Annotated in this window: 9 protein-coding genes and 1 pseudogene; 4 read left to right on the forward strand and 6 right to left on the reverse strand. The window is 58.9% G+C overall.

Annotated elements, in window-relative coordinates; genetic code table 11:
* Positions 1 to 74: 74 nt before the first annotated feature.
* Positions 75 to 974 carry a LysR family transcriptional regulator gene (locus IQK56_RS23685; protein ID WP_193863649.1) on the reverse strand — a complete coding sequence of 300 codons (900 nt, stop codon included), beginning with the start codon at positions 972 to 974 and terminating at the stop codon, positions 75 to 77.
* 106 nt (positions 975 to 1,080) lie between these two features.
* Here IQK56_RS23685 and IQK56_RS23690 point away from each other — a divergent pair, with 106 nt between their 5' ends.
* Complete coding sequence (locus tag IQK56_RS23690) at positions 1,081 to 2,448, forward strand: MFS transporter (protein ID WP_150761238.1); 1,368 nt, start codon at positions 1,081 to 1,083, stop codon at positions 2,446 to 2,448.
* On the forward strand, positions 2,445 to 3,719 hold the full coding sequence (locus IQK56_RS23695) for a glucarate dehydratase family protein (protein ID WP_193863648.1): 1,275 nt from the start codon (positions 2,445 to 2,447) through the stop codon (positions 3,717 to 3,719). Before IQK56_RS23690 ends, IQK56_RS23695 begins: the two co-directional genes overlap by 4 nt.
* 48 nt (positions 3,720 to 3,767) lie before the next feature.
* Here the strand turns inward: IQK56_RS23695 and IQK56_RS23700 are convergent, their stop codons facing one another.
* Both IQK56_RS23700 and IQK56_RS31440 read right to left on the reverse strand, forming a co-directional pair.
* Positions 3,768 to 4,523, reverse strand: coding sequence for an ABC transporter ATP-binding protein (locus IQK56_RS23700; RefSeq protein ID WP_193863647.1), 756 nt, complete (start codon positions 4,521 to 4,523; stop codon positions 3,768 to 3,770).
* Positions 4,517 to 4,642 carry a hypothetical protein gene (locus tag IQK56_RS31440; RefSeq protein WP_279647234.1) on the reverse strand — a complete coding sequence of 42 codons (126 nt, stop codon included), beginning with the start codon at positions 4,640 to 4,642 and terminating at the stop codon, positions 4,517 to 4,519. Before IQK56_RS31440 ends, IQK56_RS23700 begins: the two co-directional genes overlap by 7 nt.
* A 5-nt stretch (positions 4,643 to 4,647) precedes the next feature.
* Here IQK56_RS31440 and IQK56_RS23705 point away from each other — a divergent pair.
* Together IQK56_RS23705 and IQK56_RS23710 are read left to right on the forward strand one after the other, a co-directional pair.
* Positions 4,648 to 6,009, forward strand: a pseudogene (locus tag IQK56_RS23705) (TonB-dependent receptor); the annotation flags it as partial.
* A gap of 216 nt (positions 6,010 to 6,225) precedes the next feature.
* The gene (locus tag IQK56_RS23710) at positions 6,226 to 8,280 is read left to right on the forward strand and encodes a TonB-dependent receptor domain-containing protein (protein ID WP_193863646.1); all 2,055 of its coding nucleotides are present in this window, start codon (positions 6,226 to 6,228) and stop codon (positions 8,278 to 8,280) included.
* A 59-nt stretch (positions 8,281 to 8,339) separates the two neighbouring features.
* Here the strand turns inward: IQK56_RS23710 and IQK56_RS23715 are convergent, their stop codons facing one another.
* From IQK56_RS23715 to IQK56_RS23725, 3 genes are all read right to left on the reverse strand, one after another.
* Positions 8,340 to 12,476, reverse strand: a complete 4,137-nt coding sequence (locus IQK56_RS23715) for a hypothetical protein (RefSeq protein WP_193863645.1) — start codon at positions 12,474 to 12,476, stop codon at positions 8,340 to 8,342.
* Between the two features lie 189 nt (positions 12,477 to 12,665).
* Positions 12,666 to 14,348, reverse strand: a complete 1,683-nt coding sequence (locus tag IQK56_RS23720; protein ID WP_193863644.1) for an AMP-binding protein — start codon at positions 14,346 to 14,348, stop codon at positions 12,666 to 12,668.
* A gap of 145 nt (positions 14,349 to 14,493) precedes the next feature.
* A partial coding sequence (locus tag IQK56_RS23725) for a TonB-dependent receptor domain-containing protein (protein WP_193901846.1) occupies positions 14,494 to 14,756 on the reverse strand: 263 nt, incomplete at its 5' end.

The raw sequence follows: 14,756 nt of genomic DNA on the forward strand, positions 1-14,756 counted from the left end.
AGCCCGCTCACCACAAGAGCTAGAGCCAGAGCCAGAGCCGAGCCCGAGCAACAACACCCCATGTTTACCGCCCTTCAGGCCCACCCCTCGCGCACGGCACTGCGAATCCCTTCCAGCAACATCGCAAACGCCGGGTTGTCGTTGTTTTCGCGCCAGATCAGGTGCAATTCGCTCTGCGCGCCTTCGCCCAGGTCGATGTCGCGGAACACCACGTTCTTGAACACCACGCTGCTGGCGCAACGGGGCACCAGGGCCAGGCCCATGCCGGCGTTGACCAGCGCGAGGATGGTCAGGGACGAGCCCAGCCATTGCACATAGTCCGGCGCGACGCGGGCCGAACGCAGCAGGCCGGTAAGCAGTTCGTTGAAGGGCGGGTAGGCAGCGTGGGCGTACATCAGGAAGGGTTGGGCGTCGAGGTCGTGCACGCTGACCGTTTGGGCCTTGGCCAGCCGATGGCTGCTCGGCACCGCCAGCACGAAGGGCTCGCGCACCAGGCATTCGGTGGCGTAGCCCGGTTCCAGCAGGGGCGCACGCACGATGCCGAGGTCGATACGCCGGGCGCGCAGGGCTTCGTACTGCTGGTAGGTGTTCATCTCGGCCAGGTCGATCTTGACGTGGGGCTGCTTGAGCCGCGCTTCGGCGATCACCTTGGGCAGAAACTCATACACCGCGCTGCCGACGAAGCTGATAGTGACAGTGCCGATATCGCCCTCGGCAAAGCGTCGTGCAGTGACGGCCGCTTGCTGGGCCAGCTCCAGCAGGTTCTGGGCTTCGATGAAAAACGCACGGCCCGCAGCCGTGAGGGCGACGCTGCGGGTGGTACGGGTAAAAAGCTCCACCCCCAGGTAGTGCTCCAGCAATTGGATCTGCCGGCTCAGTGGCGGTTGAGTCATGTTCAGCCGTTCGGCAGCGCGACGGAAATTCAGCTCGGTGGCCACGGTGGTAAAGCAGCGCAGTTGCGTCAGCTCAAACATTGATCTAATCCCGGTATCAATCGAATGCCAAGTTAGATTAGACGGGAACAATCCCCGGCGTCCATGATCCCTGTGCCCTTAAAAAAACAATGAATGGGAGTTGCCCGTGGATACCCTCCAGAATCCGCCAGACCCGACCGTGCTTGCCCGCGCAGCCGCCAAGGTCAAGCGTCATGTCCTGCCGCTGTTCGTGGTGATGTTCATCGTCAACTACATCGACCGGGTCAATATCGGCTTTGTGCGCAGCCATATGGAGACTGACCTGGGCATTGGCGCGGCCGCCTATGGCTTGGGCGCCGGGTTGTTTTTCATTGGTTACGCGATCTTCGAAGTGCCGTCCAACCTGCTGCTGCAACGCTACGGCGCACGGGCCTGGTTGACGCGCATCATGTTCACCTGGGGCGCGGCGGCGATGGCCATGGCGTTTGTGCAGGGCGAAACCAGCTTCTACATCCTGCGCTTTATCCTCGGTGCCGCCGAGGCCGGGTTTTTCCCGGGGATCATTTATTACTTCACCCAATGGTTGCCGGCCGCCGAACGCGGCAAGGCGATGGCGATTTTCCTTAGTGGCTCGGCCATCGCCTCGGTGATTTCCGGGCCGGTGTCGGGGGCGTTGCTTAATGTCAGTGGCCTGAGCCTGCATGGCTGGCAGTGGATGTTCCTGATCGAAGGCTTTGCCTCCATCGTGCTCTGCGGGTTTGTGTGGTTCTGGTTGCAGTCCCATCCCCATCAGGCCAAGTGGCTCAGCGATGAAGAAAAGCACGCGTTGGTCGCCGCCATTGCGCTGGAGCAGCAGACCCGTGAGGCGAGCCAGAGCGTGCGGCCGTCGATGTTCAAGTTGCTCGCCGACAAACAGATTGCGCTGTTCTGCTTCATCTACTTCTCCATCGCCCTGACCATCTACGGCGCCACGTTCTGGCTGCCGAGCATGATCAAGAAAATGGGCAACCTGGGGGACTTCCAGGTAGGGCTGTTCAACTCCATTCCCTGGTTGATTTCCATCGTCGCCATGTACGGTTTTGCGTCCCTGGCCAGCAAGTGGAAGCACCAACAGGCGTGGGTGTCGCTGATGCTGGTGATCGCCGCGTTCGGCATGTTCATGTCCACCACCGGAGGGCCGGTGTTTGCCTTTGTCGCCATCTGTTTTGCGGCGATTGGTTTTAAGGCCGCCTCGGCGTTGTTCTGGCCGATTCCCCAGGGTTACCTGGATGCGCGCATCGCCGCAGCGGTGATTGCCTTGATCAATTCGGTGGGCAACCTGGGCGGCTTTGTCGCGCCGACCACCTTCGGTTTGCTGGAGCAGACCACCGGCTCCATCGAGGGCGGCCTGTATGGCTTGGCGGCCACCTCGCTGGTGGCGGCGGTGGTGGTGTTTTTTGCCCGCACCGCGCCACGCAGCGGTGTACCACCGACTTCAAAACCTACCACTCATTCTCACGCCTTGCGTCCAGGTCCACAGGGAGCCGCCTCTTGAAAATTGTCCGCGTTACCGTCACCCCGATTGCCTTCCGTGACCCGCCATTGCTCAACGCCAGCGGTATTCATGAACCCTTCGCGCTGCGCTCGATCATTGAGATCGAGAGTGACACGGGCTACATCGGCCTGGGGGAAAGCTACGGCGATGCCCCGGCGTTGGCGATCCAGCAGCAGGTGCAGTCACAGCTGATCGGCCTTGACCCGTTCAACCTCAACCAGTTGCGCGCCATCGTGCAGGCCACCGTCGCCGCGCATAAACCGGTGAGCCTGGCCGGTGCCGAACTGGCACCGGGCTCCCATGCGAGCAAGGCGGTGAGCAATGCGTATTCGGCGTTCGAAGTGGCGTTTCTCGACCTGCAGGCGCACTCGCTGAACGTGCCGTTGGTGGACCTGCTCGGCGGCGCGATCCGCGACCAGATCCCGTTCAGCGCCTACCTGTTTTTCAAATATGCCCGGCACATCGATTCACCCTACAAACCCGACAGTTGGGGTGAAGCGCTTGATGAGCAACAGATCGTCGCCCAGGCCCGGCGCATGATCGACACCTACGGCTTCAAAAGCATCAAGCTCAAGGCCGGTGCGCTGCAACCCGAACATGAAGTGTCCTGCATCAAGGCCCTGAAAAAGGCCTTCCCCGGCGTGCCGCTGCGCATTGACCCGAACGGCAACTGGTCCCTGGAAACCTCGATCCGCATGGCCGAGCTGCTCGGCGACGACCTGCAATATTACGAAGACCCGACCCCCGGCCTGGACGGCATGGCCGAGTTGCACAAACGCACCGGCCTGCCCCTGGCGACCAATATGGTGGTCACCGACTTCGATGAGTTTCGCCGCAGCGTGGCGCTCGACAGCGTGCAGATCGTGCTCGCCGACCACCACTATTGGGGCGGCCTGCGCGACACCCAGGCACTGGCGAAGATGTGCCAGACCTTTGGCCTGGGCGTGTCGATGCATTCCAACTCGCACCTGGGCATCAGCTTGATGGCCATGGCCCACGTGGCCGCGTCGGTGCCCAACCTCGACTATGCCTGCGACACCCATTACCCGTGGCAAGAGCCGGACGAGGAAGTGATCAAGGGCGGCAAACTGCCGATTGTCGACGGCTGCGTAACGATCACCCGCGCGCCGGGGCTGGGCCTGGAATTGGACCACGACCAATTGGGCAAGCTACATGACCAATACCTGACGTGTGGCATTCGCCAGCGCGACGACGTGAAACAGATGCAGCGCTATCAACCGCATTGGAAAACCATCAAACCACGTTACTGAAGCGGGTCGCTTCGTTTTGCCCGGTGGTGCGCCACCGGGCTTTTTTATTCACACGATGTCATCGATCAAAATATGCGGCTGCCCACGGCTGCAACGCTCGATGCGTGCCTCGACCTTGTACACCGCCCGCAGCATTCCTTCGTTGATCACTTCATGGCTCGGCCCGCTGCCTTGGGCAGTGCCGTCGGCGATCACCAGCACCTGGTCGGCAAAGCGCAGGGCCTGGTTGAGGTCGTGCAGGGCGATAAACACGATGACCTCGCGCTGGCGTGCCAGGGCGCGCATGAAGTTCAGCACCTGCACCTGGCGGTGCATATCGAGGGCGCTGGTGGGTTCGTCCATCAGCAGCACCTCGGGTTCGCGCACCAGGGTCTGGGCGATGGACGCCAACTGTTGTTGCCCGCCGCTGAGTTCGCCCAGGTTACGAAAGGCCAGGTCGGTGATGCCGAGGGCGTCGAGCATTTCGTCGACCAGGTGCAGCTCTGCGTCTTGTACCACCCAGCCTGGCGACAGTTGTTTGCGCGCCAGCAGCACCGATTCGTAAACCGTCAACCGTGCGCTGCCATTCAGGCCTTGGGGCATGTAGCTGATGGCCTGGACGCCTTTTTGCGAGCCCTGCAAAATCACCCGGCCCGGCCCGTCGATCAGCCCGGCGATGCGCTTGAACAGCGTGGATTTGCCCGCAGCGTTGGGGCCGACCACCGCCACCACCTGGCCGCCGGTAAAGGCGGCTGTGGTCACGCCGCTGATGATGTTGCGCTGGCCGTAGCGGGCGCCCAGATGTTCCAGTTGCAGGGTCACCATGAGTTTTTCTTCCCGCTCAGGATCAGGGAGATGAAGAACGGCCCGCTCATTTCCATGGCGCCCATGGACACGAGCTGGATCGTGAACAGCAGGGCTATCAGGACGCGGGTCGGTGGCATGCATCATCAGCCAGAAAGAAAGCTGGGAGGGCGCCTCGCGGCCGTTCACCCTCGCGCCGGGCGTGGACGTGCCCTCCGCACCGAACGGGCGCACCAGCCTGCCGCAGAAGTGGGGTTGGTCAGACACCAAGGAGCAGTCGGTGTTACTCGGCGGCGAATATGACCTGAACGACTCGCTCACCGTGTTCGCCCATGCCGGTGGTGGCCGGTCGGATGTCAAGCGCATGTCCGACCAGGTGCCGCGTATCCTCAACGACGCCGGTGACACCGAAAACACCCCGGGCTATTACAAATTCAACGTTGACCGCTCCACGGCCGACGTGGGCCTGCGCGCACTGTTCGCCACCGGCCCGGTGACCCACACCACCACGTTGATGGCGACCCGTTACCAGGACGAGCTGTCCAGGGGCATCAACAACGGTACGATCATTCGCTCGAACATCTACCATCCGGTGGAGAGGCCCGAGCAAACCATCAATACGCCCAAGGTGCTGCGCATTTCCGAATCGCAGCTGTCTGGCGTAGCGCTGACCGATACCCTGGGCGTTCTGGATGACCGTCTCCAACTGACACTGGGCCTGCGTCGCCAGGCCATTGAGTCGCGCAATTACAACGCCGCAGGCGCGGTCAGTTCCCGCTACAAGGACAACGCCACCACGCCCTTGGTGGGTGTGGTGGTCAAGCCTTGGGACGATGTGTCGCTCTACTACAACTACGTGGAAGGCCTGAGCAAAGGCGATATCGCGCCCGGCACGGCGAGCAACGCGGGCGAAACCTTTGCGCCGTATGAATCCAAGCAACACGAACTGGGCGTGAAGTACGAACACGGCACCTTCATGACCACCGTGGCGTTGTTCCAGATCGAAAAACCCAGCGGTGAGTTGGGGGCCAACGGTGTGTATTCGGTGCAGGCCGAACAGCGCAACCGTGGCGTCGAGCTGAGTGTTTACGGTGAAGTGGCGCCGGGTACCCGCCTGATGGGCGGCGTGACCTTTCTCGATGCCGAGCTGACAAAATCCGCCACGGCGGCCAACCAGGGCAACAAACCGGTCGGCGTGCCGGAGATCCAGGCCAACCTGTGGGCCGAGTACGACACCCCGTGGCTGGAAGGCTTTACCCTCACCGGCGGGGCGATCTACACCGACAGCCAATACGTCAACCAGGCCAATACCCAGGCACTGGACTCCTGGACGCGCATTGATGCCGGCGCACGCTATGCGACGAAGATAGAAGGGCGGCCGACCACGTTCCGCGCCACGGTGCAGAACGTGTTTGATCGTGAGTATTGGTCTGGCGTGGCCTCGTACGGCGCGTTTTCGCCGGGTTATCCGCGTACGTTGCAGGTGTCGGCCACGGTGGATTTCTAAGGTCGGTGCAAGGGTGACGGGGCCGCCTTTTAGCGGGTGGCCAGCGTTACGCCAATGTATTCAAATCGATACGTGAATGTGTCGATCGCATTAAATGAGATCTGTTATCAATTGTGTTCACTTTGCATTTGAGATCCCTTAGACTCCGCCCCGTCGCGTCTGGCTGCCTTCAGCCCGCCGCAAAAAACAATAACGAAGGGTGGCAGGGAGCAGGGCGTGAATTTCAAAAAGAACACAATTGCGTTGGCGGTCGGGTCGGTTTGCCTGGCTTCAGGGGCGTGGGCTGCCGAGGCCGACACGATGGAAATCGCGCCGATCACGGTGAGTGGCGAAAAAATCAACCGCTCCCTTGAGCAGACCCAGTCAAGCGTCGTGGTCGTGACCGAGCAACAACTGCGGGACAAGGCCGACCACAGCCTGGTCGACGTGTTTGCGCGCACGCCGGGTGTGTACAGCCAGGCCGGCAACGAAAACTGGGGCATTCGCGGTGTACCGGTATCCGGTTTCGACGACCAGGGCCCGGCCACCCTCAATGGCGCTGTTTCGGTGTATGTCGATGGCGCGGTGCAGCCCAACCGCACCCTGACCTTGAGCCCGACCGGCTTGTGGGATGTGGAACAGGTCGAAGTCTTCCTCGGTCCGCAATCCACCACCCAGGGGCGCAACTCCCTGGCGGGCGCCGTGGTGATCCAAACGCGCAACCCGACATTCCAACCGACGTTTTCGGCGCAAACCAACGTAGGTAACTACGGTGAAAAAGGCGCAGCGGTGGCCGGCGGCGGCAGCATCGTCGATGACAAGATCGCCGGGCGTATCGCCTTGGATTATCAGGACGGCGATGGCTACATCGACAACATCGCCCTCGGTAAAGACGCCAACCCGCACCGCACCAGCAACGCCCGCGGCAAGCTGTTGATCCTGCCCAGCGACGATCTCGACGTCCTGCTCACGTACGCCCACAACGAGCACCGCCAGGGCGACAACTCGGTCATCCGCACCCCGGACAAGGTCCGCTACTACAAGGTGTCGTCCGATACCCAGGCGTTCGACAACCTCAACCAGGACACCGTCAGTGCCAAGGTCGACTACCGCCTCGATGACCAATGGTCACTGACCAGCCTGACCACCAACACCCGGTCCGACTACACCAACCGCCTGGACTTCGACCAGACCGCTGACGCCAATGAAGTCATCCGACGCCAGCAGGATGGCAACCTGTTCGGCCAGGAGTTGCGCCTGAACTACAACTCGGACACCGTGAAAAGTTTCATCGGCGCCTATTACGGCCATAACTCCAACAACTTCCACGACCGACTGCTGTTCGATAACGTACTGGCGGTCACGGTCAAAGGTGACACGGTCATCGAAAACAAGGCGCTGTTCGGTGAGGTCGACTGGACCTTCGCCCCGCGCTGGACCCTGGTGACCGGCCTGCGCTACGACCACGAAACCAATGACACCGACATCAAGCAGGACGACCTGTCCGAGGCCGCCAAGGTCAAAAAATCGTTCGCGGCCGTACTGCCAAAACTGGGCATCAACTACGAACTCGCCACCGGCCAGTACTTGGGCTTCATGGTGCAGAAAGGTTATCGCGGCGGCGGCGTGAACGTGCGCTCCGGCAGCGGTCACGAGGCGTATGATCCGGAATACACCACCAACTATGAGCTGTCATACCGCGGTTCATTCCTCGAAGATAGCCTGCGCGCCCGCGCCAACCTGTATTACACCGACTGGAAAGACCAGCAGGTCAGCGTGCGCCAAGCCGGCAGCAACGTGATCAACGTGTACAACGCCGGTCGCAGTGATATCAAGGGCCTGGAAGTGTTCATCGAGAAAGACCTCAGCGAGCAACTGACGCTGACCGTCGGCGGCGCCGTCACCGATGGCAAGTACAAGGATTTTGTCGTGGGCAATGGTCAGGACCGCAGCGGCGAGGCGTTCTACTACTCGCCCAAGTACAAGGCCTCGGTGGGCGGCATCTATCGCGTCAACGATCGCCTGACCTTCAACACTGACGTGACTTACCAGAGCAGCGCGCCTTCCGCTTACGAATTCGATGCAACGGGCAAGGTCAACGGCGAGCGCCGGAGCGACAACTACGTGCTCGCCAACTTCAGCAGCGAATTCAAAGTCACCAAGAACGTAGCCGTGTCGGGCTTCGTGAAAAACGCCTTCGACAAGCGCTACGTCACCAACAACCGCGATGACGAAATCATCGACGCCGGCGCGCCGCGCACCTTTGGTATGGCGCTGCGTTACGACCTGTAATATCTACCGGGCACCGCGATTACAGCTTGCAGGTGCCCGGCTCCTAAGAGCCGACTATTTTAGATCGGGGCTTCATACAGCTTTCTAAAGGCACTCCTGTTTATGCTAAAGAGTTCCTGCCATGCAGTGTCATGGTCAGAGATCCTGAACTCGAGATTTTTTACGTCGGTGCCCACAGATCGATAATCTTTAGATAATCCTTTATGGCTGAAGAGTTTTCCCAGCCCGTCCTCCATATCCTTGACGGATGAAAATTCAGCGGAGCCCAGGTTGGGATCATAGAAGTAATAGGTTCTCGTCGTGCCATTGACACTGACGCCAGCAGCCATTGCGTGTTCCGGCACCTCAATCATTACCGATTTTGTACCGGGTGCCTCAGCCAGTTCTTTAATCATGTTTTGGTACGTGACTAGTCGTGCCGGTTTGTTTGCGTGAAAAGTGTCTTTGCCACCTACTTTGCTTTGAAGCTCACTCAGTGTACGCATGAACTCTATTGATTTTTGGTCTTTCGGAAACGCTGCGGCGCGGCGTAAGTTACGAATGAAAATGGCGCTTTTTCCTTCTGCAGCGGCGGTTGCCATTGTGCGTGAAAGGCCCGAACATTGGCCGTTGGAAAACTGTTGTGTCAAACTTATATAGGCGGTTTGTGGTATCCCGTGTACCGTTCCAATAGGGTGTATGCTGTCGTGAAAGAAGTTGACCGATGCTTTGCCTTTGGAATAAAGAATGATGTCGTACTGCTTGAGCAGTGAGCCTACTTGTTCCGATGTGAGTTTTGGATTTTTGCTCACCAGCGCCATGAGATCAAGGGGTTTCATATTTTTAGAATAACCACTGATGTTGACGGGGGCGTCAAGCGCGTAACCAGCCTCGAAGGCTACTCTATTGGCAGCTGACCGTTGTTTATTAACGACGTCTTTCCATGTCTTTATGATTTTTTCTTGTTCAGCAGTGCGTATTATTGATCCCGTCGCCCAATCGCCCAGCTCATCTGTACTCGCACGCATAGAGGGTACAAAGTCGTCGAGCGGTTTGCCGAAAGGCTGGGCGGAAACAGAGTCAAAGGCATGCCATTTTCCGCCTTTCAGCACGGCGGGCCCTTCAATGACGGTTCCTTGAAGCTTGAAGGTCCCCACGCTTGAAGCGTCAACGTTCCTAGCGGCCGCAATCAGATCAAGTTTGCCGGTGTTGGAGACATATTTGAACCCATTTTTGGCCAAGTTGAACCCCCCCTTCAGCAGCTCAACGACACCATCTAAAGGATTTAGCACGCCTACCGCCGTCCGTCCGGCGAGTGTGCCAAGACGCGCCACTTTTCCAAGCACTGACGCTGTAGACGCTATCGCCTTGGAACCTTTTGCTATCGCCCCGCTCATGGGCACTACGAAGCCCAATGCATCTATTCCCAGATCTAAAATTCCTTCCACGATTTTACCGTCTATAAAATTGAGAACGGCTGATCTTCCCGGAATAAGGTTAAGGAGGAACTCAGAGATTTTCTCGGAGATTTTCGATTGTTCATCAAATGTTGTGATGCCCTTGGCCTGTGCCTGGCGCCCGGGAAGATCTATGTGATTGATAACGGCATCCGCTAGATAAGCTGTCCTCGCGCTAGCAAAACTATTGGGAATGGCGGCGTGTGTTGTTTTTTTATGTGCCACGTCAGTCGCGTGATTTTCAGGCGTGCGAGGCTTGATTTCTACATACTCGATATCATGGCGCACGCTATTGCGCGGGTACTTTCCGGGTTCTATATCTTTCAAGTCAAAGCGTTCGGTGAGGGCTCCTTTTTTTAGGTCGATTTCATAGAATCGATTCCTGCCCTTACGCTTGACTTTCAGCAGTGGGTTATCATTCTCGCTTTGTTTGACATAGGGCTTAACGGCAGTGGACGTCCCTTCCGAACTCGCCGTCCAACCAATCTTATCCTCCCGCAGAAGCGTGACTTCTCCCTCCTCGATAATTTGTCGAGTGGACAGTGGCTGTTGCGATATCACATGCTTGAATAAACTGGCGAGGCCTTTTTCCGTAGCGGTGGAGTAGTGTGAATAAGTATCCTTGAACACGTCTGCTAAAACCGGCAACTTTTTGTTTGCGTACAACCCTATAAACTCATTAACAATGACGTCTTTTGAAGAAGAGACCCAGCGGGGATTTTCTTCAACACCGAGAAGCACATCAATGACGCCGGCAGTGGGCGGATTGAGTATGAGATCTCCTTGTGAATACAAGTCGATGAGTGAATAAGGCCCTTCGTAATCTACGTGGGCCGGGAGCAGGGAGATGCATTTTTTTTCAAACAGCGCCGGATCCATCTCTGGCATGGCTTCTTTCAAATACTTCACTGCCAAGTCTTTACCCGTCGGCATCGGATTGCTTAGCGCGTCTGAAGCTGCCTTCAACTCACTGATCTGCGCATTGAACGCCTCGCGTACGGTGTTCATTTGTTCAGTGGTCTGAGGGTAGGGCATGCCGTTGGCAGCGCCCCAATCCATGAGTGCTTCTTGCTGAGCGAGGTATTCAACCTGACGCTCTGCCTGCGTGATCGGTGCAATGGTGGCGTGGCTCATGACCTGCGCGTAGTTCATGGTCGACGTCGAGCCAGGCGCTTTGGCTTCAAGGCGTCCAACTGCTGTGACAAAACTGACCCAGCTGTGGGAGCCGAAAGTCACCTTGTCTGGGATGTCCTTGACTAGAAACTCGGGGGCGCGACTGGATAACAATAGATAGGTTTGAATCCTCGCCGTATCGTTGTTAGACGCATGACCGTGATTGCGCTGGCCATCGACCAGTTGGGAGACGAAACGCTCCGCTCTGACGCCAGCCTCTTCAGGCACCGCAAAAGGCCGCCCTCCGATGCTGGCTTTTGGAGAAACACCTGCAGGGGGCACCTGATCCGCTTGGTGAATACTCAGGGCCGCCAATAACCAGTCACTTGCACTACCCTTGACTGAGCGAGCCTCGAACGCGGCTTGAAGCGCGTTGCCCAATTCCCGGCCCCTGGGCGATTGGATGAGTGTATTAATCACCTGACGGGGCTGAAGTGACTCGTCCTGCGTCAGCTTCATGTCGCCGAGCAGGTATTCCAGCACGCTCTTGTGGGCGCTCAGGTCAATATCACCGACCTTACCTTGACGCAGAAGGGTCTTTAAATGCGCCTCACTGGTAGCATCAAGCGGGATCGGCCATGCCAGTGCGCCTGCATAATTGGCGTTGAGTGGGCTTATAGGACGCGGGGTGAGGAGGGCTGCGGCAAGGTTATCAAGCTCGTGGCTGTTAGTGGGTTCTTCCAAGCCATGGTGTTCCAAGTACTGCTTGAGACTGATCTGCCCCAAGTGGTTTTGTTTATCTTTTGGAAAGGTGCTGTCGGGATGAACGCTGAATACTTGTCCGTCCAAGTATTCCGATATCGACGAGTCTGCAAGGTTGTTGGTTTGGTTAAAATCGAATACAAATCCGATGTTACGTTTTGCTTCGTACTCGTTGATATGGTCGCCCAATAGAGAACGTTGCTTGGAGAGTGTGTCTTCGCCGCGCATCTGACTGAAGGCAGGCGGGGCATCAGGAAATTTCTTGTCGCGCCGCAGTACGGAGGCGTACTCCAGCGCCTGTTGTGTCGACAGTGACTGAGGCACACCGTAGAAATCTTTCACCAGCGACAACGGCGCGCTGTATAGCCACTCGGGAACTGGCGGATGAAAGCTGGAGACGCTGCTGCCTGCGGTTATGGTCTTCGCGATCTCCATGAGAGGGCTGCTGACGGCTGCCCACCCTTTGTCGTCTGGCCCAAAAGTCCTCATCACGCCGCCGGGGCTGACTTGGAACGAAATTTCACCCTTTTCGGGCGAAATAGTCAGTGTTTGCAGATTCCGCCCACCCTGCTCACCGATCCACGCACGAAGGGCCGGATTGTCCCTGGCTTGCGCCAGAAGTGCCCACCACTGGCCGAATGTCGAGTTAAGGGGAATGTCTTGATAGGCGGCTGTGCCCTGCGTGGATCTTCTCGTACCCCTCTCAATCGCGTCTGCAACCTCTGCCGCCATGAAGCCGTCGTCCCGGGTTAAGGTGCCGGTACCCGGTTCGTTTTGGGTTTCGGTATCACGCTTTTGTCGGGTGACTTGCTGCTGTTCAACAGGAGCTTGTGCTGGCAGCGTTTTCATCGAGAACGTAAGGGGAGTATTGCTGGACGTGATCATAGGCGTACTCAATGAGAATTTTGGAGAAACACCGGGATGCGTCTTTTCCGCCGGTGCAGGCCTTAAGTAGCCAATTTTTCTCCGATGATTCCATTTGGCGCTCGGTAAGCAGTGTCCGACTGTTGCAAGTTGACGGCGAAGGGTGGCTTCCACTTGGTCAATTGCCATGGCAACGAGCACGGCGACTGGTTAGGTGAAATCCTCCTCGAAATGCTCCTGCTCGCCCCGCGTCCCCCCTTGGCGACGCACCACTTCCATTTGCCGCAATTCCACCCGGCGGATCTTGCCGGAAATGGTCTTGGGCAGTTCACTGACAAACTCGATGCGCCGCACGCGTTTGTACGGGGCCAGGTGTTCGCGGGCGAAGGCCAGGATATGCCTGGCCAGTTCTGCGCTGCCGGGGGCGTCATGGGCCAGGATCAGGAAGGCTTTGGGCACGGCCAGGCGCAGCGGGTCGGGGCTGGGGACTACGGCGACTTCCATCACGGCCGGGTGTTCGATCAGCGCGCTTTCCAGCTCGAACGGGCTGATGCGATAGTCGGAGGCTTTGAATACGTCATCGGCGCGGCCGACGAAGGTGATGTAACCGTCGCTGTCGATCTGCGCGGTATCACCGGTGCGGTAGTAACCGTCGCGCATCACTTCAGCGGTTTTTTCCGGGCTGTCTTCGTAGCACATCATTAAGCCGAGAGGGCGCACATCCAGGGGCAGGGCGACTTCGCCCTCGGTGGCCGGCACGCCGTCGGGGTCGAGCAGCGCAACGCGGTAACCCGGCAGCGGGCGGCCCATGGAGCCCGGCTTGAGCAACTGGCCGGGCGTGTTGCCGACCAGGGCGGTGGTTTCCGATTGGCCGAAACCATCGCGCAGTGGCAAGCCCCAGGCCTGCTGGATCTGCTCGATGATTTCCGGGTTCAGTGGCTCGCCGGCGCCGACCAGTTCACGCAGGTTCAGGCGCGCCTTGTGGCTGGCCAGGTCTTCCTGGATCAGCATGCGCCACACCGTGGGCGGCGCGCACAGGCTGGTCACGCGGTAGTGTTCCAGCGCCGTCAGCAAGGCCGGCGCGCTGAACCGCGCAACGTTATGGATAAAAATGCACGCACCGGCGTTCCATGGCGCGAACAGGCAGCTCCAGGCATGCTTGGCCCAGCCTGGTGACGAGATATTGAGGTGCAGGTCGCCCGGTTGCAGGCCGATCCAGTACATCGTCGACAGGTGCCCGATCGGGTAGCTCTGGTGGCTGTGCAGCACCATTTTCGGTTTGGAGGTGGTGCCGGAGGTGAAGTACAACAGCATCGGGTCGGTGGCCTTGGTGTGGCCATCGGCTTCGAACTGCTCTGGGTATTCAAACGCAGCGTTGTGCGCAATCCAGCCCGCAGGTGCCGTGCCCACGCAGATGCGGCTGCAGCCATCGCCCAGTCCGGCGAACTTGCCGACATGCGCCTCACCGACCACCAGATGGCGCACCTGGCCGCGCTCGATGCGGTCACGCAGATCATCCGGGTTGAGCAGGGCGGTGGCCGGGATCACCACCGCGCCGAGCTTGAAGGCGGCGAGCATGGTTTCCCACAGCGCCACGTCGTTGCCCAGCATCAACAGCACCCGATCGCCACGCCGCACGCCCGTGGCCCGCAGATGGTTGGCCACCTGGTTGGAGCGCGCAGCCAACTGCTGGAAGCTGTAGCGCTGCTCGCTGCCGTCTTCCTCGACGATCCACAGCGCATTGGCCGCATTGCCGTCGGCCATTGCATCGAAGTAGTCCAGCGCCCAGTTGAACGCATCCAGCTGCGGCCAGCGGAAGTCACGGACGGCGGTGGCGTAGTCGGTGCGATGGGCGAGCAGAAAATCCCGCGCGGCCAGGAAGGGATGCGTCATGGTCGGTGTCCTTGATTATTGTTGTAGGGACATTTCTGTGCTGCGGTGACCCTCGGTTCAACCGGCAGGCTGGACCGAGTATAGGCACGCATAAATCCAGAGATGAACGCTCAAAAACACCTGTAGCTTGTGCAAAAAACTTATATCAGTACTTCCAGCTGACCGATGCGGTGAGGTTGCGTGGCGCGCCGTAGTTGGTCGAGCCTGCGGCCTGGTACAGCGACAGCAGGTACTTCTGGTTGGTGACGTTGTTCAGGTTCAGCGAGGTGCTCCAGTGGTCGTCGAAGTCGTAGCTGGCCATCAGGTCTACCAAGGCATAGGCGTCTTGCTGGACGCGGCTGTTGCTGTCGACCTGGGTCGAGCTTTGCCACTGCACGCGGCTGCCGATCTTGGCGTGGGGCAGGCCGG

Origin of the sequence: Pseudomonas cyclaminis (genome assembly GCF_015163715.1) — a bacterium.
GTDB lineage: Bacteria > Pseudomonadota > Gammaproteobacteria > Pseudomonadales > Pseudomonadaceae > Aquipseudomonas > Aquipseudomonas cyclaminis.